This window comes from Lysinibacillus sp. Ag94 (assembly GCF_023242215.1).
Taxonomy (GTDB): domain Bacteria; phylum Bacillota; class Bacilli; order Bacillales_A; family Planococcaceae; genus Lysinibacillus.
The window spans coordinates 179,036-199,781 of record NZ_CP096780.1 but is presented as its reverse complement, the minus strand read 5'-3'; the positions used below and the strand labels follow the sequence as shown (position 1 = coordinate 199,781).

General features: G+C 39.7%; 11 protein-coding genes, 1 pseudogene, 1 riboswitch and 1 other annotated feature (1 of these 14 only partly in view). Of the genes and pseudogenes, 3 read left to right on the top strand and 9 right to left on the bottom strand.

From position 1 onward, the window contains the following. Positions 1–576, bottom strand: a sequence feature (16S ribosomal RNA rRNA prediction is too short); it reaches 78 nt to the left of the window's first position. Positions 577–1,271: 695 nt separating this feature from the next. The 7 genes from MY533_RS00900 to hutH all read right to left on the bottom strand — a co-directional run bounded on the left by MY533_RS00900 (position 1,272) and on the right by hutH (position 10,678). Then, the gene (locus MY533_RS00900) at positions 1,272–3,149 is read right to left on the bottom strand and encodes an SLC13 family permease (RefSeq protein ID WP_248717683.1); all 1,878 of its coding nucleotides are present in this window, start codon (positions 3,147–3,149) and stop codon (positions 1,272–1,274) included. Positions 3,150–3,580: 431 nt separating this feature from the next. Next, the gene (nadD, locus tag MY533_RS00895; RefSeq protein WP_248717682.1) at positions 3,581–4,195 is read right to left on the bottom strand and encodes a nicotinate-nucleotide adenylyltransferase; all 615 of its coding nucleotides are present in this window, start codon (positions 4,193–4,195) and stop codon (positions 3,581–3,583) included. A 310-nt stretch (positions 4,196–4,505) separates the two neighbouring features. Beyond that, positions 4,506–4,712, bottom strand: a complete 207-nt coding sequence (locus tag MY533_RS00890) for a hypothetical protein (RefSeq protein WP_371873332.1) — start codon at positions 4,710–4,712, stop codon at positions 4,506–4,508. 51 nt (positions 4,713–4,763) lie between these two features. Then, positions 4,764–6,050 carry an imidazolonepropionase gene (hutI, locus tag MY533_RS00885; protein WP_248717681.1) on the bottom strand — a complete coding sequence of 429 codons (1,287 nt, stop codon included), beginning with the start codon at positions 6,048–6,050 and terminating at the stop codon, positions 4,764–4,766. Further along, positions 6,047–7,717, bottom strand: a complete 1,671-nt coding sequence (gene hutU, locus MY533_RS00880; protein WP_248717680.1) for a urocanate hydratase — start codon at positions 7,715–7,717, stop codon at positions 6,047–6,049. The genes hutI and hutU overlap by 4 nt, the downstream gene beginning before the upstream one ends. Positions 7,718–7,732: 15 nt before the next feature. Further along, complete coding sequence (locus tag MY533_RS00875) at positions 7,733–8,998, bottom strand: YjiH family protein (protein WP_248717679.1); 1,266 nt, start codon at positions 8,996–8,998, stop codon at positions 7,733–7,735. Between the two features lie 165 nt (positions 8,999–9,163). Then, positions 9,164–10,678, bottom strand: coding sequence for a histidine ammonia-lyase (gene hutH, locus MY533_RS00870; protein ID WP_248717678.1), 1,515 nt, complete (start codon positions 10,676–10,678; stop codon positions 9,164–9,166). Positions 10,679–10,910: 232 nt separating this feature from the next. On the opposite strand from hutH, the gene MY533_RS00865 reads away from it, so the two are divergent. Together MY533_RS00865 and MY533_RS00860 are read left to right on the top strand one after the other, a co-directional pair. Next, on the top strand, positions 10,911–12,356 hold the full coding sequence (locus tag MY533_RS00865) for a response regulator transcription factor (protein WP_248717677.1): 1,446 nt from the start codon (positions 10,911–10,913) through the stop codon (positions 12,354–12,356). Between the two features lie 383 nt (positions 12,357–12,739). Continuing rightward, on the top strand, positions 12,740–14,245 hold the full coding sequence (locus MY533_RS00860) for a catalase (RefSeq protein WP_132363527.1): 1,506 nt from the start codon (positions 12,740–12,742) through the stop codon (positions 14,243–14,245). A 189-nt stretch (positions 14,246–14,434) separates the two neighbouring features. On the opposite strand, the gene thiC is transcribed toward MY533_RS00860, so the two are convergent. Together thiC and MY533_RS00850 are read right to left on the bottom strand one after the other, a co-directional pair. Next, complete coding sequence (gene thiC / locus MY533_RS00855; protein WP_248717676.1) at positions 14,435–16,213, bottom strand: phosphomethylpyrimidine synthase ThiC; 1,779 nt, start codon at positions 16,211–16,213, stop codon at positions 14,435–14,437. 131 nt (positions 16,214–16,344) lie between these two features. Then, a riboswitch (TPP riboswitch) is annotated at positions 16,345–16,459 on the bottom strand. A 298-nt stretch (positions 16,460–16,757) separates the two neighbouring features. Then, positions 16,758–17,686 (bottom strand): annotated as a pseudogene (locus MY533_RS00850) (AEC family transporter). A gap of 390 nt (positions 17,687–18,076) precedes the next feature. Here MY533_RS00850 and MY533_RS00845 point away from each other — a divergent pair. Beyond that, on the top strand, positions 18,077–20,248 hold the full coding sequence (locus MY533_RS00845) for an S-layer protein (protein WP_248717675.1): 2,172 nt from the start codon (positions 18,077–18,079) through the stop codon (positions 20,246–20,248). The last annotated feature ends 498 nt before the right edge of the window (positions 20,249–20,746 follow it).

Below are 20,746 nucleotides of genomic sequence, written 5' to 3'. Positions count from 1 at the left end.
CCCAATAATTCCGGACAACGCTTGCCACCTACGTATTACCGCGGCTGCTGGCACGTAGTTAGCCGTGGCTTTCTAATAAGGTACCGTCAAGGTACAGCCAGTTACTACTGTACTTGTTCTTCCCTTACAACAGAGTTTTACGATCCGAAAACCTTCTTCACTCACGCGGCGTTGCTCCATCAGGCTTTCGCCCATTGTGGAAGATTCCCTACTGCTGCCTCCCGTAGGAGTCTGGGCCGTGTCTCAGTCCCAGTGTGGCCGATCACCCTCTCAGGTCGGCTACGCATCGTCGCCTTGGTGAGCCGTTACCTCACCAACTAGCTAATGCGCCGCGGGCCCATCTTATAGCGACAGCCAAAACCGTCTTTCAGTATTTCACCATGAAGTGAAATAGATTATTCGGTATTAGCCCCGGTTTCCCGGAGTTATCCCAAACTATAAGGTAGGTTGCCCACGTGTTACTCACCCGTCCGCCGCTAACGTCAAAGGAGCAAGCTCCTTCTCTGTTCGCTCGACTTGCATGTATTAGGCACGCCGCCAGCGTTCGTCCTGAGCCAGGATCAAACTCTCCATAAAAAGAAATTTGATTAGCTCAAATTGTTTTGCTGGCATCATGTTTGATGTCCAAAATTTTGTTTCGTTCACTAACTCGAAGTTAGCTAGTAAAAACTTTATTGATTACGTTTTGCATGTTCAGTTTTCAAGGTTCATTTCGTTACTACCTTTATTGCAGCAACTCTTATATAATATCATGTCGCAAACTCTATGTCAACAATTAATTTATTTAACTCGATTGTTTTTCAGTAGATGTCTTAGCGACTTGTATAATAATACACTCATAATATAATAAGGTCAACACTTTTCCCGAAAAAAATTAAAAGTTTTTTATTTCAACGAGAAACTTCCTATATATATGGTTAAAAAACAATTTAATATCAGACCCACAATCTGAAGTGAATTTAATATTATTTTATTGTAATCTAAAATATAATTTTATCATAATCCCTATGAAAATATTAATTGTTTTTCACTAAAACAAAAAACTCGGTATAGAAACCGAGTTTTTTATCAATTATGCAGCTAACACAAAGTTGGTCACTCAGACATTGCCATAGGACGCGGCGTTCTTAGACTGTTCCTCTATTTCAGCGATTGTTTAGACACCCCCACTGAAAAGTGACTTAATACCTCATTCATCCTACTCCTATAAAGCAGTAGGCCTCTGTAGCTGACGCTTCGCTTTCGCTACATTAAACACTTATTAAATGAAGTTAAAATGGGAAGAAAAATGGAATTGCCAGCATCATGACGATAAACATAATAATCTGTAACGGGATTCCGATTTTCACAAAGTCCATAAATTTATAACCGCCAGCTGTCATCACAAGCGCATTTGTCGGGGAAGCAATTGGTGTGACAAACGCCATACTTGCTGCTACAGCAACGGCAATCATAAATGTCGTTGGACTTGCTCCCATTGCAATCGCCGCATTCATAGCAATCGGTGCGAACAAAACTGCAGTAGCGGTATTACTAATAAATTGTCCAAAAATAACTGTTAAAGTATATACACCAACTAATACTCCATACGGTCCATAATCTCCAAGCGCGTTAATAATACCATCGGACAGAATAACCATACCACCTGTTTTCTCCAATGCAGTCGCCATCGGAAGCATCGCAGCTACAAGCACAATACTTTCAAAGTTCATATTGCTGTAAGCATCCTCCATATTACGTAAACAGCCTGTTAATATCATCAATACAGCTCCAATCATAACGGAAATAACAGCAGGGAAAATTTCAAAAGCCATTAACACAATCATTAAAAGCATAATGACACCAGCAATACCAGCTTTACCCGTTGCAGCCGCCACACTCGCATGCTCTTTCGGCTGACCAACTACAACGACATCCTGCGTTTCCCTTGCAAGTAATAGAATTTCATCCCATGATCCTTGCACTAAGATGGCATCACCAAATTTCAATTTATGCTTCACCATATCTTGAAGTTTATAGCCACCTCTATGATTAATACCGATTATATTAAGATTATATTTTTCTCGGAAGCCCAGAGTGCTAACAGTCTCATTAATAAAGCTCGAATTTGGCGTTAATAATACCTCTGCAATACCAAGATGCTTCGATACCAAGTCATCTGCCTCTCCTTCGACTAGTTCCTGCATCTCTAGACTATAATCGGATGTAAAACGACGAATATTCTCTTCCTCACCTTGGACATACAATTCATCTTTGGCATGTATCACGCTTGTAGGACCTGCCATTTCCTGATATGTCATCGGTAAAAAATTAATGCCTTCTTGAGATCGACGGTGAATTTTCATCATACAAAGCGTATATTTGGCCGGAAGCTTTAATTGTGCTAATGTTGCATCAATAATCGGCGAACCCTCAGGCACAAACACTTTAAACAAATGATTATTTAAATCGTATTGCTTAATAATCTTCTTCGGTGATAGTTTATAGTCAGCTTTTGTTTGTGTACGATTCTTTTCATTTGGTAAAAGAATATTGCGCACGAGTACTAAATAGATAATACCGACAACCATTCCCACAATACCGATGGGTGTCACCTCGAAAAAGCCTAGCTTATTATAACCACGATCTATTAACAACTGACTGACAATTAAATTTGTTGGTGAAGCAATTAATGTCATAAGCCCCGAAAGACTTGCAACATAAGAGAGAGGTAGCAAGAATTTCGAAGGACTTTCCTTCATACTAACGGCAATACTAACAACGATCGGCATCATTAAAGCTACAGTACCTGTATTACTCATAAAGGCACCTACTGTACCTACAATAATAAGTAATAACACAAATAACTTTAATTCACTATCCCCTGACCATTTCAACAATAATCGCCCTGCCATTCCTGCGAGTCCAGTACGTAAAATTCCTGCTCCCACAACAAATAACCCTGCAATCATTAAAACTACAGAGTTCGAAAAGCCAGCAAGCGCCTCTGTAGGTGTTAAAATATCTGTAATGACAAAGGCAAGAAGGGACACAATCGCAACGAGGTCCGCTCGTACTTTATTGGTTACAAATGTAAAAATTGTCGCTCCTAATATAAGAAATGTTAATGTAAGTTGCACTTCTAAGAATTCCTTTCTAACATTAATCATTGCACTAGATGATACACACAACCCTTAATATATCATTTAGATTTATTATATCTTACCCGAACCTGTAAATGAGAAAGTTCACCATCTTTACAAAATAAAAGACTCCTTTTCCGTTCTGACTGGGCGCTTTGTTGCTGACGCTTCGCTTTCGCACAGAAAAAACATTGTTGCTGACGCTTCGCTTTCGCACAGAAAAAACATTGTTGCTGACGCTTCGCTTTCGCACAGAAAAAACATTTGTTGCTGACGCTTCGCTTTCGCACAGAAAAAACATTTGTTGCTGACGCTTCGCTTTCGCACAGAAAAAACATTTGTTGCTGACGCTTCGCTTTCGCACAGAAAACATTTGTTGCTGACGCTTCACCGCTTTTTCAATAGCTTTACCTACAGTTGAAACGCACTCTATTATCATGTAGCCACCCATACCTTGGTTATTTTTGATAAAGATTATGCTTTTTAATATAGTCATAACAAGCGCCGGGCAGTAGATATTTGGGTTCACCACCCATTGCAAACTCTTCTCGAATATAGGTAGAGCTAATTTCCATTGCTAAGCCTTTGTCAATCAAATGAAACCTTCCATCATCATGATTCCTCAAAATTGGAGAACGACTAATTGTTGATAACATATCAATTCCATGCCGTGCCATTACAATAAATTTATTCTCAGCTACTAATGCTTCTCCTTTTTTCCACAATCCTGCTCCAATATCAACTAATAAATCAGCTCCCATAATAAAATGCATTTCATCATTTGGGTATTGTTCTCTATAATGTTTCATCGTATCATATGTGTAAATATTCCAACCTTCTTGCTCCATTTCATATGAATCTGCAATAAAACGCTCATCCTTTGCAATAGCCAGCTCTAGCATATTCCATCGATGAGAATTCTCCGTTTTTATTTCCTTATCCTTTCGTTTATTTGAACAAGGTAAAAAAATTACTTTATCTAATTTGCAACGATGCGCGACTGTGCTCGCGGTCCAAAGATGAACATTTGTAATCGGATCAAAGGACGATCCGTAAATTCCTATTCTCGCCATTATCTATCTCTCCGTTCTTCTTCTCCTTTTGGTTCTCCATTTATCATCTTTACGACTTTTTCTTTAATAATTAAATCGACAGGATACTTTTCTGGATTCATTGTTCGTTTATACTTACTCCATAGTAGATGTAAATTCTTTTCTATATATACCATCACCAAAACGTGTGGTTGATTTCCGTTCCGACTGGGCGCTTTCCTGGGGGCGTCCGATGAGCCGCTTCGCTGCGCTGCAGGGTCTCATCTGTGACACTGATCCCCGAGGAGTCGCCCAGTCTCCACTTCAATCAACTATTTACATAGTAGAAGTTTTAACAAAAGTCATCCTCAACTTTTGGTGATGAACCATGGATTTCCTTAAGTGTTGGTTCTTTGTAAAGAATAGATCCATTTACTACAATGTCTTGCTGTAATTCTTTCACTGTAAAATTGTTCACGAATTTGCTGATATAAGTATGAACAGCGTGAAACATATTCAAGCGCTTTTCCTCTTGCGGGTTTTCATTGTCTAACGCAATTTAAAAAGCATAAACAAAGCACCTGTGCCTTATTTATGCTTTTCGTATTATTCAATTCACTAGCTGATTTTTCAAAAGAATACCATCCTGTACGACAACTCGCCCATTTTTAATGACCGTATTCGTATGATTCATGCCATAGAAATATTGTAACTGCTTGTAGTTGGCAACATCCAATATAATGACGTCAGCTTGTTTACCTTCTTCAAGAGAGCCAATTTGATGTCCACGGTTAAGTGCATATGCTGCATTAATAGTTGTCGCCGTTAACACTTCCTCTAATGTCATACCCATATGCATACAAGCTAAATTCATGATAAACGGCAAACTCATCGTTGGGGATGAGCCAGGATTAAAGTCAGTTGAAATAGCTACAGGTACCCCTTCATCAATCATTAGGCGTCCTCTTGCAAAAGGGGCACGTAAGAAGAATGCTGTTCCAGGCAGCAGCACTGCAATCGTCCCGGCTTCAGCCATTTTTTGTATTCCCTCATCCGAAGCAACTAATAGATGCTCCGCCGAGATTGCCCCTACTTCCGCGGCAAGTTCTGCTCCCTTATAAGGCTCAATTTCATCAGCATGAATTTTCGGTGTTAACCCTAACGCTTTCCCAGCCTCTAAAATGCGTTGTGATTGCTCTGGCGTAAATACACCTTTTTCACAAAATACATCATTGAATTCGGCAAGATTTAGCTCAGCTACTTTCGGTAGCATGTCGTGAATGACGACATCGACAAATTCATCCTCACGTCCCTTATAGTCACGCGGCACCGCGTGCGCCCCCATAAAGGTACTAACGACATCAATGTCATGTGTAGCTTGTAATTCCTTCGCAACTTCAAGCTGCTTCTTTTCAGTTTCCCAATCTAAACCATAGCCTGATTTTGCCTCCACCGTTGTGACACCATGCTTTAAAAATACATCTAAATGATTCATCGTTTTTCTATATAAATCATCAAAGCTAGTTTCTCGTGTCCGGTTTGTTGTGGCATGAATCCCGCCACCCGCATTCATAATTTCCATATATGTGGCACCATTAAGACGCATATTAAACTCCTGCTCACGTGTACCACCATGAACTAAATGCGTATGACAATCGACGAGACCCGGCATAACAATCTTACCTGAGGCGTCAATGACCTCAGCCATCTTTACAAGATCAGGGAAATCCGCTTCTAGCTGTGCAATTGATCCTACTGCTTTAATGCTATTCCCCGCTATTAAAACACTGCCGTTTTCCACTACTTCGATGTCACGCATTTGTTCCTTTGTACGAGGACCTTGTACAGCACTTTTTAACGTGATCACTTCATTGGCATTTTTGATTAAAATTGTCACTTCGCATCATCCTTTAACATTGGTATACGCACACCTTTGTTCTTTGCTGTATTAATAGCAATTTCATAGCCAGCATCTGCGTGGCGCACAACGCCCATTCCTGGATCGGAAATTAACACTCGTGCAATCTTCTCTGCAGCTAACTCAGAACCATCCGCTACTAGCACTTGACCAGCATGCTGAGAATAACCCATACCTACACCACCACCGTGATGAACACTTACCCAGCTAGCACCGCTTGCAGTATTGACAAGCGCATTTAGAATCGGCCAGTCCGATACTGCATCAGAGCCATCAAGCATACCCTCTGTTTCACGATTTGGTGAAGCAACTGAACCTGAGTCTAGATGATCTCGACCAAAGACAATCGGTCCTGAAAGCTCACCATTGGCAACCATTTCATTAACCTTTAATGCAAAACGATGACGATCACCATAGCCTAACCAGCAAATTCGTGCCGGTAACCCTTGCCATTTAACCATTTTTTGCGCCATATCAATCCAATTCACAAGACCTTCATCTTCAGCAAACATTTCTTTGGCAAGTGCATCTGTTTTATAAATGTCCTCAGGGTCACCTGAAAGTGCAGCCCAACGGAATGGCCCTTTCCCCTCACAGAATAAGGGACGAATATACGCTGGAACAAAACCAGGGAAATCGAAGGCATTCGTTACACCCATCTCTTTGGCATAGGCACGTATATTATTACCGTAATCAAATACTTCTGCACCTGCTTGCTGGAATTCAAGCATTGTACGAACATGCTCTGCCATCGTCTCTTTTGCTCTTCGCTCATACGTTTTCACATCACTTTTACGCAGTTTAAGCGCTTCCTCAAACGTCATACCATTTGGAACATAGCCATTTATCGGATCGTGGGCAGATGTTTGGTCAGTTACAAAATCAGGGATAATTCCTCGGTTCAATAGCTCACGATTAACATCTGCACAGTTGCCAACAAGACCAATTGACGCAGGCTCTTTTTGCTCACGTAGTTTATTGACTAATTCAATAGCTTCATCTACCGACTCAACAAGATAGTCACAGTAGCCTTCTTTTATTTTACGTTCAATTCGAGCACGCTCTACTTCGACGACTAAAATGACAGCGCCAGCCATTTTTCCAGCTAAAGGCTGTGCACCACTCATGCCACCCATACCACCTGTAAGGATGAATTTGCCTCGTAAATCTGTTGTACCAAATACTTTTTTGCCCGCCTCTACGAATGATAAATATGTTCCTTGTAAAATCCCTTGTGCACCAATATAAATCCAGCTACCAGCAGTCATTTGGCCGTACATCATTAAATCACGGTCTTCTAACTCATAAAAATGCTCCCAATTTGCCCACGCTGGCACTAAATTAGAGTTCGCAATTAATACACGAGGTGCATGTTCATGTGTACGGAATACAGCTACCGGCTTTCCTGATTGAATAAGAAGTGTCTCATCATTCTCTAATTCTTTTAATGACGTAATAATTTGCTCATAGCTTTCCCAATTACGCGCCGCTTTACCAATCCCACCATAGACGATTAGTTCATCTGGATTTTCTGCTACTTCAGGATCTAGATTGTTCATTAACATACGCATTGCAGCTTCCTGCGTCCAACCTTTACATGTTAATTCATTTCCACGTGGTGCACGAATATTTGTTTTAACTACCATTAAAAACACGCTCCTTTAGAATAGTAAAAATGCAATCGGTGTTACGAGGATTAAAGTTAATACGACACGCTCAAACCAAATGAGTAAAATCTGGCGCAATGTCAACGGAATTTCAGATGATAAAATAAGTGGAATAACGGCTGAAAAGAACAAAACTGCCGATATGGATACGACTGCCACAATAAATTTCGTCACAATTGTTGCTTGCGTGACAACAAGTGCCGGTAAAAATACTTCTGCTAACGATAATGACAGCGCTTTCGCTGCTAAATATGGTTCTGGAACTTGTAACACATATGTGAATGGTACAAAAATATACGCAAGCCAATCAAAAATGGGCGTATATGTTGCAAGTACAAGCCCTAGCAGACCAATCGATAGAATCGACGGAATAACACCCATTGCCATGATGAAGCCATCTTTTAGATTTGACCATAAAACTTTAGATAAAGGTGGATTTTGCTCAACTGCATCCATCGCTTGACGCCACGCTTCTTTAAAACGGTCCTTCTTTACAATTTTTTCTGGCATAGGCGTTGCGCCCTTGTAGTAGTCATCCTTTATTGAACGAAGTGGATAAATACGCGCTGTTAACGCTGTGACTAAGAATGTTACAACGAGCGATACCCAGAAAAACGCATTCCAATGCTGCATAATATCTAGCGTACTTGCAATAACGACCATAAACGTTGCCGATACAGTCGAGAAGCCTGTTGCAATAATCGCGGCTTCCTTCGCTGTGTAGCGACCTTCCATATAAACACGGTTTGTTAAAAGCAAGCCCACCGAATAACTGCCGACAAATGAGGCAACCGCATCCACCGCTGAACGTCCCGGTGTTTTGAAAATAGGCTTCATAAACGGCTGTGTTAAAACACCGATATATTCAAGTAATCCATAGCTTACTAATAGTGCTAAAAACAATGACCCGATTGGAATTAGTATTCCCACTGGCTTAACAAGCTTCTCCAATAAATACGGGCCAATACTTTCATCCGCTAACCATCCAGGTGCTATATTGAAAACTAACAAAATCCCCGCAATCATACCGCCCACTTTAAAGATGGACATCACGATATTGACGGTCGACTTATTCCATTTCTTAGTAACGAAAGGATGAATCGCTCCACCTACAAGCATGATGAGTACATACGCAGTTACAAGCAGCGGTGCTTCGCCTCGAATAAAATTCACGATGTGATCAATTAAAATTGTATTCTTCCCTTGCCAATCAAACGATATAAAAAAGCTGAATATTCCGACTAAGCTACAGACAAACATCTTAATCGCTGAGGAGACTCGAAATTGCGAGTCTCGCTCTAGCTCTCTTTGATGAAATTCTATATCAATCCCTCCGATGCAAGTGCTTTTGAAAGAAATTTCTAGGTCATCCAGACAACTTGAAGGATATGTTGGATTTTCTCTAGGAAGTTATCACCTTAAGGTTTACAGATACTCATTCAATAGAACATCACTCGTTAATAAATACCGTGCAAGCGCTTCAATTTCATCGCCGATTGGTTGATCCGCTAACAACGGCGGACAAAATTCACGCACTTTTTCTAAATACTTTCGAGTTGTTGGAGATAACTGCTCTTCTGCCTTATCTAAATGAATAGCCTGCGATGCACAAATCATTTCTATCGCAATGACACGAGCGGCATTATGCACGATTTGACGTACTTGACGGGCCGATGTTGTACCCATGCTCACATGATCCTCTTGGTTACCCGATGTCGGTATAGAATCCACGCTTGAAGGATGTGCCAATACTTTGTTTTCAGATACGATAGAGGCTGCTGTATATTGCGCAATCATCAGTCCGCATTCAATACCAGGATTTGTCGCTAAAAATGGTGGCAAACCTTCATTAAGATGTGGATTAACCATGCGTTCTGTACGTCGCTCAGAAATATTAGCCCACTCACTTACACCGACTTTTAAAAAGTCCATTGCTAATGCAATTGGTTGACCGTGGAAATGCCCACCAGACAATACTTCTCCATTTTCTAAAACAATCGGATTATCTGTCGTTGCATTCATTTCAGTTTGCACACGGTCCTGAGCATAGAAAAATGACTGCCATGAAGCACCATGCACTTGCGGAATGCAACGTAGTGAATAGGCATCCTGCATACGGATTTCACCTTGCCTTGTCACACGTTTACTTCCATCAAGCCACTTACGGATTCGTCCGCCAACAAGCTCTAATTCTGGGTGTGGTCTTACCGCCAACAGCGCTGGATCAAATGCTGAAGTAATCCCCTTCAGTGCCTCAAGCGTTAAACTTGCTGCCATATCTGCCGCTAGCCCAATACGCTCTGCCTCGTTCACTGTTAAAACCCCGATACCCGTCATGGCTTGGGTACCATTTACAAGCGCTAGACCTTCCTTAGCTTGTAGTCGGACAGGCGTTAGCCCAACTTGCTGTAAAGCCTCACTACCGCTCATAATCTTTCCATTAAACTCCGCCTTACCCTCACCTACTAGTACTAAAGCCAAATGTGATAACGGCGCTAAATCTCCGCTTGCTCCAACTGAACCTTGAGAAGGTACAATCGGATGTACTCCCTTATTAATAAATTCTAAAAGCAGCTGCACTGTTTCTAGACGAATTCCTGAAAAACCCCGTGCTAAAGCATTGGCACGTAAAACCATCATGGCGCGTACGACATCTGTCGGGAATGGTTCACCAACACCTGTCGCATCTGAACGCAATAAGTTTAACTGTAAAAGTTCAATGTCTTCCTCTTCAATCTTTATATTGCTTAGCTTTCCAAAGCCTGTATTCACACCATATATCGTTTGCCCCTCAGCTAAACGCTTTTCAATGCGTTCCCTACTTAAACGTATACGCTCCACACTATCTAGAGAAAGCGCTACCGTAGCTCGACCATCTACAATTCCCCCTATTTGCTGTCTTGTTAATGTTTTGCCATCAAGCTCGATTATAGACTTCATAATAATGACATCCCCCTGTTTCCTTAGAGCTATGTAAAAATGCTTTTAATCAATTTCGCTATCGCTACAAAAGTTAAATAACAATAACATTAACTACATTGTACTAACTACTTTTTTCAGAAAATAGGGAATTTTAAAAGAGAAAACATGAATTATTTCAGAATTTTTGTTATTTTAATAATATAATAGTATTTTTTTACGAAACTAGATAATTTTAAGGAGGTTTGCAGTTGTGAAATTGTTATTGATTGACAGGGATTCCACTGATCTTTCAGGCATCCGGTGGTTTTTACATACATATTTTCCTGGGGATGTAACTATAGAAATAAGCACAACTATTAATGAGGCACTTCAAAGTATCCAGCAATTCGAACCTGAAGTGATACTGCTAAATATCGATTTATTCTCGAATAATCGTTTAACTGCACTATATCGTGTTTTACAAAAGCATTCTGGGACTATTTTAGCTATGACAACTGAGCCATTGTTTAAAAATGCAATAAAAGCAATTGATTTACAGGTTGCACATCTCTTCGTTAAACCAATTGATTTAGAAGTACTAAAACAAAAGCTCACCGCTATTTCCCTTCGAACACCAAAGGCAGAAGCAGCGTATCAAGAAGCTACAGATGAATCGTTTTACTATCAACTCTTTCTAGATAATAAAACATGCTCCCTAGAGACAAATAGTCATTTCACAATGATCGAGCCTGAGCATTCCGAAATGTTTAACAAACTATACAATTGGCTTCAGCAAACGCCTATTTATTCTAGTATGAGAATTTATCCTTTATCGGAAAGAATTGTTTGTTTATTCCAAACAAATGATTTAGAGAAGGATGTTCGAACATTAATGAAGGAATGGCGATTAACAAATAATAGCTCGTTAAATATCGGAATTTATGATGGGGAGCAGACTACCATGAAGAATATGTATACCTTAACAAAACGTGCACTTCATCAAAGCTTTTACGAAGGCTTTGGACATATTTTTTATGCGAGCAAACAATTGGAGACACAGACCTTCGATCCATTACTAACACCTGAAGAGCAACAATTACTAATAAGTAGTTTAGAGGATGGAAATATTGAAGCCGTCAAAGCATTTTTATATCGACTATCTAATGAAGGAATATATTACAAGCAAGATGACTTACGTATACATCTAACGAGTGTTTTGGCGCAAATTCGGCGCTTTATGTTGAAGTATAAATTACATGAGAAAGCGGCAATTGAGCAAAATTATCGTCAGCTTTTTCATTTAATTATTGAGCACCCTATATTTTATACCATTCTAAATGGCATTATTTCATTTACACAAAGACTGATTGAACTAGCTCATGAGGCACGAATGGAAAAAAGGGCTGACTATGTAGAGCTAGCTATAGAAATTATTGACCAACAGTTTCAGGATAGCAGGTTATCTTTACCTTACGTTGCCCATAAATTAGGGATTAGTCCCAATTATTTAAGTACGATTTTTTCAAAGAAGCAAGGCCTGCCATTTAAACGCTACCTACAGCAAGTTCGAATTCAAAATGCCACAAAAATGCTTGTAGAAACCGATTTTGCTATTAGTGAAATTGCCGATTTAAATGGTTTTGAAGATTCGAATTACTTCATAAAAATTTTTAAACAGCACATCGGAATTACTCCCCATCGTTATCGCAAAACTTAAAAAGACTTTTTTCCGTTCAACTAGGAACTTGTGCGAAAGCGTAGCGGGTAAAGGCTATATTTTTAAGGGATCTCCGATACCTGATCCCCACTTTCACTGCAATTTTTTCAATTATCATATTCTATTTTCAATAAGAATAAATAAACAAAAGAATTCAGAGCTTCCTCTTTTTCATAACTCAATTTTTAAATGTTTTAAAAAACTAAATTAGTGGTAAAGATTATTCATAAGCTAGTTAAATCTAGCATATATTTATAGTCTGTATCTTACTATAAAAATTCTTTAACAATAATAATTATAATTTACTAGCAATTATAATTTACATTTGTTATAGTTATTGATGAAGAGTTTGACTCACAATTTTTCTTAGGAGGTAAACTAATATGACAAATGAAAATAACCGTAGCCGTCGTTTTACAACAGCAGGTGGTGCTCCAGTAGTAAGCAACCACGATTCTATGTCAGCAGGTCCTCGTGGTCCTCTATTACTCCAGGATGTATGGCTAGTTGAGAAATTAGCGAACTTCAACCGTGAAGTTATTCCTGAACGTCGTATGCATGCTAAAGGTTCAGGTGCATTCGGTACTTTCACTGTAACGCATGATATTACTAAATATACAAAAGCAAAAATCTTCTCAGAGATTGGGAAAAAGACTGATATGTTTGCTCGCTTCTCCACAGTTGCAGGTGAGCGTGGTGCAGCGGATGCTGAGCGTGATATTCGTGGCTTTGCACTTAAGTTCTATACAGAAGAAGGCAACTGGGATTTAGTTGGTAACAACACACCTGTATTCTTCTTCCGTGATCCTTTACACTTTACAGATTTAAACCACGTGGTAAAACGTGACCCACGTACAAATATGAAAAACGCGAATTCAAACTGGGATTTCTGGACTTCATTACCAGAGGCACTTCACCAAGTAACAATCGTTATGTCTGACCGTGGTATTCCGGCTGGATACCGCAATATGCATGGTTTCGGTTCTCACACTTATAGCTTTATTAATGCTGAAAATGAGCGCGTATGGGTTAAATTCCACTTCCGTACAGAGCAAAACATTAAAAACTTAACGGGTGCTGAGGCTGCTGAAGTAATCAGTAACGACCGCGAATCTTCACAACGCGATCTATATGAGGCGATTGAAAAAGGCGATTTCCCTAAATGGAAAATGTACATTCAAGTAATGACAGAAGAACAAGCTCGAGAGTTACCATATAACCCATTTGATTTAACGAAAGTATGGTATAAAAAAGACTTCCCATTAATTCCTGTGGGTGAATTCGAGTTAAACAAAAATGCGGACAACTACTTTGCGGAAGTTGAGCAAGCTGCATTTGCACCATCTAACATTATCCCTGGTATTAGCTTCTCGCCAGACAAAATGTTACAAGCTCGTATTTTTGCGTATGCAGACGCACAACGCTACCGTTTAGGTGTGAACCACTACATGCTTCCTGTAAACGCACCAAAATGCCCGTTCCGTTCATTCCACCGCGACGGCGCTATGCGTTTCGATGGTAACCTTGGTTCAACTTTAAGCTACGAACCAAATAGCTATGGTGAATGGGAGCATAATTTAGACTATAAAGAGCCTGAATTACGTATTGACGGTAATGCTGGTATCCACGACTTCCGTGAAGACGACAATAACTACTTCGAGCAGCCGGGTAAATTGTTCCGCCTAATGACTGCCGAAGAGCAACAACGCCTATTCGAAAATACTGCTAATGATATGGCATCAGTTGAAGAGTTCATCAAACGCCGTCATATCCTTCACTGCTATTTAGCTGATCCAGCATATGGCGAAGGTGTAGCAAAAGCTATGGGCCTTTCATTAGAAGGTATGGATCTTTCAAATCCATACGAAAAACAACCAACAAACGTTTAATTTTCTATTATTATTGATATCCAATCCAACTTTTTTACTCCATGTGAACGACAACTTCACATGGAGCTTTTTTGTATTAATGATAGAACGAGGACTCATCACCATAATGTGTGGTAATCGCTTTTCTGAGGGTATCCGATGAAACGAATAAGGCTTGTGCCTAATTTTGACACAAGCCCGCTTTACTAATTATTGATAAATTTGACTGCCAGCCTGTTTAAATTCCTCTGCTTTCTCCTTCATACCTTTGTGGATTGCTTCAGTCGTATTTAAGTCATTCTCTTTTGCATAATTACGAATATCCTGTGAGATTCTCATACTACAAAACTTAGGTCCACACATTGAACAAAAGTGCGCAGTCTTTGCCCCTTCTGCAGGCAATGTTTCATCATGGTATTCAACTGCACGCTCTGGATCTAACGAAAGATTGAATTGATCGCGCCAGCGGAATTCAAATCGTGCCTTAGATAGCGCATCGTCACGCTGCTGTGCTCCCGGATGCCCTTTCGCTAAATCGGCAGCATGTGCAGCAATTTTATACGTAATAACCCCTACACGAACATCGTCACGATTTGGTAGGCCGAGATGCTCTTTTGGCGTCACATAACAGAGCATTGCCGTACCATACCACCCTATCATTGCAGCACCAATAGCCGATGTAATATGGTCGTAACCAGGGGCAATATCTGTTGTCAACGGTCCTAAAGTATAGAAAGGAGCTTCCTTACACACCTCTAACTGTTTATCCATATTTTCTTTAATAAGATGCATTGGAACATGCCCTGGTCCTTCTACCATCACCTGTACATCATGCTCCCAGGCAATTTTCGTTAATTCCCCTAGTGTTTCTAGCTCCGCAAATTGAGCCTCATCATTCGCATCTGCAATAGAACCAGGACGTAAACCATCACCTAAAGAGAAGGCAACATCATAGGTTTTCATAATTTCGCAGATTTCTTCAAAATGAGTATATAAGAAGCTCTCTTGATGGTGATATAAACACCACTGCGCCATAATCGAGCCTCCTCGAGACACTATGCCTGTTACACGATTAGCCGTTAATGGCACATAGCGTAACAATACCCCTGCATGAATCGTGAAGTAATCAACACCTTGCTCAGCCTGTTCGATTAACGTGTCACGATACACCTCCCACGTTAAATCCTCTGCCACTCCATTTACTTTTTCTAGCGCTTGGTAAATCGGCACCGTTCCCACTGGCACCGCGGCGTTACGAATAATCCATTCACGTGTCGTATGAATATGCTTACCAGTAGATAAATCCATAATGTTATCAGCACCCCAGCGTGTAGCCCACGTCATTTTTTCTACCTCTTCCGCAATAGAAGATGACACCGCGGAATTTCCAATGTTGGCGTTAATTTTCACGTGGAAGTTACGTCCGATAATCATTGGCTCAGCCTCAGGGTGATTAATATTAGAAGGCAAAATAGCACGCCCTGCCGCGATCTCTGAGCGCACAAATTCAGGGTCCATATTTTCACGGATCGCTACAAATTCCATTTCTGGAGTAATAATTCCCTTTCGTGCATAGTGAAGCTGTGTTACATTTCTACCTTTTTTCGCACGTAAAGGCTTTCTTGATAAATTCGGAAAAACATTTTCATTCATTCGTGGATCATCAGCTTTGCGGAATCCGTTATCTTCTGGCTTGATAGTACGACCTTCGTATTCTTCAACGTCACCTCGTTCTTTGATCCATGCACTACGTAAAGCTGGCAATCCTTTCGTAATATCCACCTTATACGCAGGATCAGTGTACGGGCCGCTCGTATCATAAACACGTACTGGTGCATTTTCCTCCTCCCCAAAGCTTCCTGTCGTTGGACTTAGAGCAATTTCACGCATTGGCACTAAAATATCTGGTCGAGAACCTTCTACATAAACTTTTTTACTTCCTTCAAAACTAGACATAATTGTAATATTCTTGTCGCTAACTGTTGTCATAACTACTTCGCTCCCTTTTATATTTTTACAAGGACCGAATCTAGCTCACCCCAATAAAGACAAAAGCCGAATCCAAAAAATTTTGGATCCGGCTAAGAATGTAAAGGTATAGTTATTGCAAATACATTGAGTGCAATAATGGTTAACTTTCCCACGCTGGTATGAGCCAGATCAGGTCCAAAGGGTCAAGAAACCTCTATGCGTTTCCCTCTCAGCCTGACTCATCAGACTCCCCTAGTTAATGCTATTAAGTTTGATGCTAGTGTAGCAGATATTGTTAAGAGATGGAAGCTTCATTTGTTTTTTTTGCTTATCATCATAACGTGTGGTTGATTTCCGTTCCGGCTGGGCGCTTTGTTGCCGCCGCTTCGCTTCGCTGCAGGGTCTCATCTGTGACGCTAATCCCCAAGGAGTCGCCCAGCCTCCACTCCAATCAACTTATATCTTGTTTTAACAAATATAAATCACTAGCTTTTAATTCAGAAAAAAAGCTCCTAACTCCTGAAAAGCTTTCCACCCTATCTTTTTATATGGCACCCAACTGTTAGGTAAACAGCAGTTCCGCTACATAAATCACGATCGTCACTGTAATACAGCTCACAATCGTTGAAAATAAAACTGTTTGTGCAGCAGTTGCCGATTCTACGTCATATTCTAATGCAAGACTAGAACTATTTCGCGATGTCGGGAACGAACTAGCTATAAAAAGTGATTGTGCCACGACACCATCAAGACCAAGCGCAAAAATGATTAGCAATGCCACGGCTGGCCCTATGACTAGTCGTGTAAAACAGCTAATGAATACTATCTTATTGAACATGGATTTGATTTCAAGTTGCGATAGTTGTGCCCCTAAAGTTATTAATGCTACGGCGATAAAGCCATCCGCCACATGGTCTATCGGAATTCTTACAAACTGTGGAATAGTGATCGTAAAATAATTCATTGCAACACCAATAATAAGTGCATGAATAATGGGCATTTTGAGGAAGTCTTTTACAATAGACATGCCCGATTTTGTTGAAGAAATTAAATTGTACAAGCCGTAAGTATAGGTCGTCATATTTTGAAATATAACGAGAATGACCTGAATCGCTACGCCAATCGGCTGAGTCACAAAAATCATTTGTGCAACTGGAATTCCATAGTTACCCGAATTAATTAGGACAACACTATTTTTAAACACCGCAGCCTCTGTTTTTACTAAGCCTAGTCCCTTTGCAAGAAAATGACTAAGCACCATTTGGCTTCCGATAAAAAGTAGAATAAATAACGCAACTTCCCCAAGCACAGACAGCTCTATACTCGTTTCATATATATTCACAAAAACTGCTGCTGGCATGAAGCAATATGTAATAAGTTGAGATAACGCCTTTAAATTAAAGCGAAATTTCTTTTGTAAAACTGCACCAAGCACTAGAAGCACTAAAATTGGAGCCACAATTTTAAAAAAATCATACCGAGATACATCAGCTTGTCCCCCTTCCCTCTCCCATAGTAGTGCTGTTTTTATGCTTGGTCAATGTACTTTAAAGCTAACTCACCACTCATATCAAGGCATTTTTCCTAAATACACTAATCTAATACAGTATCTTTAACAAGATGGTAAAAGTTATCTTTTAGAACGTTATAGCCCTTGAAATGAGCGTGATTTCCGCACCCAACTACCCAATTTCGTACAAAAAAACCTGGCACTTCACTTTCAATTTTCTAAAATAATTAAGGATTTTTAAAAACGAACGATAAAGAAAAGGGACTACATTTCATTTACGTATAATAAATGGTAAAATATACCCTTTATGTACTAAAACAAAGAAATATATGATATATTATCCATTAAATACAATGATCGGAGAGACTAAAATGAAGAATAAAGTATTAACGACTTTTATGGCAACTGCTATTACAGCAACCCTTGTATCGCCAATGTCCACTGCAGATGCCGCTTCAAATAATTCAGCTTTAAACCACTCAATTCAAATGAATGGGCAGGTAGCTGCAGCCAAAACAAAGGGGCAAACTGTTACCATTAACAACGTCACTAAAGAGAAAGTACTTACATCCAATGGCCAATTTAAAATTAGCCAGTCGCTGAAGCCCCTCTTTAACACATCGAATAAAACTGCATTGATGAATGCCGAAGCAACAATAGTAGTGAAAAATGGCGAAATTACGAGCGTTACAGAACTAACATTAACGAAAGCTGGCACTGATAAAAAGGCGGTATATTTTGATGGTGGTGACGCACAGATTGAAGGAAGTCTAACTGTAAATGCGGATTATGTAAAAGTTCAAAATGTAACGATTAAAGATAAGCTCATTGTAACGAATCGTGTGAAGAAGGCCATTACAATTGATGACGTTACTATTGGGGATACAATTACTTTTAAACCTTTATTAACTAGAAATATTAATTGGTTAAATGTCACTTTAAAAGATATTAAAACTCCAAATATTAACTTGGAGCGTACGAAAGTACATGTGACTTCTGACAAAGCTATTTCAAAAATTGATGTAGTTGGTAAAGTTACAGCATTTGAAGTTACGGCCAACGTTGATAAGCTTACAATCGATGTTGAGAAAGATTTTAGCCTTTACGGGGAAGGTAAAATTGAGCAAGTAATTGTCAAACACGGGGAAAAGGTGGCATTAGACTCAGGGCATCTTATTAACAAGGTGCAGGTGGATGATAAAAAAGCCTCTATAAAATTACCTGTGGCGAATAAAACTGAGCTAAGTAATTTAGTAGCTATACCTCCATACGTTACCGTATCTGTTAATGGAAACGACGTTTTAACAACTGAGAAATGGACAACGCAGGCTGAGCGTACAGCATTTGAATATGCCGTAAGTAGCGCAAGAGCAGTAGCTAATAATTCCAACGCCTCTCAGGAACAAATAAACAACGCTATTACACAATACCGGATTTCATTAACTGTTTACCAAGCTGCGCAAAAGAACGGAACAAAATATGTTTACGGCGATAAGTCTTCATTACAATCGATGATCAATTCTATTCAATATGTAACGGTTTCTTGGAATAATGGTAATGATGTAGCTTCTTATACGCCTTGGACGACGCAAAGTGAAAAGGATGCTCTTACCTCTGCCGTTTCATCCGCTCAGTATGTTGTAAATAATAACTATGCAACTCAGTCTGATATCACTAATTCTATTAGCAATTTAAACTACGCGATCACAGTTTATAAAAATGCACAAAAATATGGTACTCACCAAACTAGTGGAGATAGATCTGCCCTTTTATCGCTGATTAACTCTGTTCAGTATGTTGCAGTTTCTTGGAATAATGGTAATGATGTAGCTTCTTATACGCCTTGGACGACTCAAAGTGAGAAGGACGCTCTATCTTCTGCCGTTTCATCCGCTCAGTCTGTTGCCAATAATACTTATGCAACCCAGTCTGATATCTCAAGTTCTATTAGCAATTTAAACTACGCGATCACAGTTTATAAAAATGCACAAAAATATGGTACTTACCAAACTAATGCCGATCGATCTGCCCTTTTATCGCTAATTAACTCTGTTCAATATGTAACCGTTTCTGTTAATGGCTCTGAATTATCTTCTTATACAATTTGGACGACGCAAGGCGAAAAAGACGCTCTAGTTTCAGCTGTTTCATATGCTCAAAATGTTGCAAATAATGGCTACTCGTCTCAGTCAGAGATTTCGTCTGCCTATAATTATTTAAATAGTGCTATTTCAACGTATAGAAGTAATCATAAATCCGGTGTAAACTATCGAAATTATGTTGATAAATCTTGGCTAACATCACTCATTAATTCTATTAAGTATGTGAAAGTCTCTGTGAATGGAGATGGTTCTGATATCCCCTATTATGAACGGTGGACAACAGAACGAGAAAAACGTGACCTAGAAAAAGCAGTTGAACACGCCCAATCTGTTGTTAATAACGCCTATGCTTCTTCGTACGAGGTGACAGATGCTATTAACAGTTTAGACAGGGCCATCAACATCTATAATGATGTCCAACGTTCGGGTAAACAACGATAAAAATTCTTCTATAACAGTTTAAAAACAACAGGCTAGAAAATCTCTATAGCCTGTTGTTTTTTTAATATTTATTTCAATAGCTTGATATATGTCGTTTTCCTCAAGATACTACCCGCACGTTGTTCGTTTAACGTTACATACGCTTTTATTCGTTCTATAACAAAGGCGTTTCCACTTTGACGATTAACGACCATACCGCTCGCTGATATCAACCGGCTTTTTATCGATTAAACCAACATCTACATTACAAGACTGTGCAATTTCCCCAGCTAATAGAAAGCGTTCAGTAACCTAAATCTAAAACACGATCTTTGCGTGCCGAGCCATGCGCATAAGAAGCAAAAACAATAACAAAAGCTGGATTAATTGCTGTAGCCGGCTTTTCAACAACTACCTTTTGTCAGTTTCGTTGCAAACAAACTACCCCCTTAATAGGAGAGTTCTAAGATTCTTGCGATTCTATCCATCTTATCCACCTCTCTTACCTTTCGGATTCCC

What these genes read in the sequence shown, in the direction of transcription:
- MY533_RS00900 (WP_248717683.1), bottom strand. Translation starts at nt 3,149, where the DNA reads ATGATTAATGTTAGAAAGGAATTCTTAGAAGTGCAACTTACATTAACA.
- nadD (WP_248717682.1), bottom strand. Translation starts at nt 4,195, where the DNA reads ATGGCGAGAATAGGAATTTACGGATCGTCCTTTGATCCGATTACAAAT.
- hutU (WP_248717680.1), bottom strand. Translation starts at nt 7,717, where the DNA reads ATGGTAGTTAAAACAAATATTCGTGCACCACGTGGAAATGAATTAACA.
- MY533_RS00875 (WP_248717679.1), bottom strand. Translation starts at nt 8,998, where the DNA reads ATGTTTGTCTGTAGCTTAGTCGGAATATTCAGCTTTTTTATATCGTTT.
- hutH (WP_248717678.1), bottom strand. Translation starts at nt 10,678, where the DNA reads ATGAAGTCTATAATCGAGCTTGATGGCAAAACATTAACAAGACAGCAA.
- MY533_RS00860 (WP_132363527.1), top strand. Translation starts at nt 12,740, where the DNA reads ATGACAAATGAAAATAACCGTAGCCGTCGTTTTACAACAGCAGGTGGT.
- thiC (WP_248717676.1), bottom strand. Translation starts at nt 16,213, where the DNA reads ATGACAACAGTTAGCGACAAGAATATTACAATTATGTCTAGTTTTGAA.
- MY533_RS00845 (WP_248717675.1), top strand. Translation starts at nt 18,077, where the DNA reads ATGAAGAATAAAGTATTAACGACTTTTATGGCAACTGCTATTACAGCA.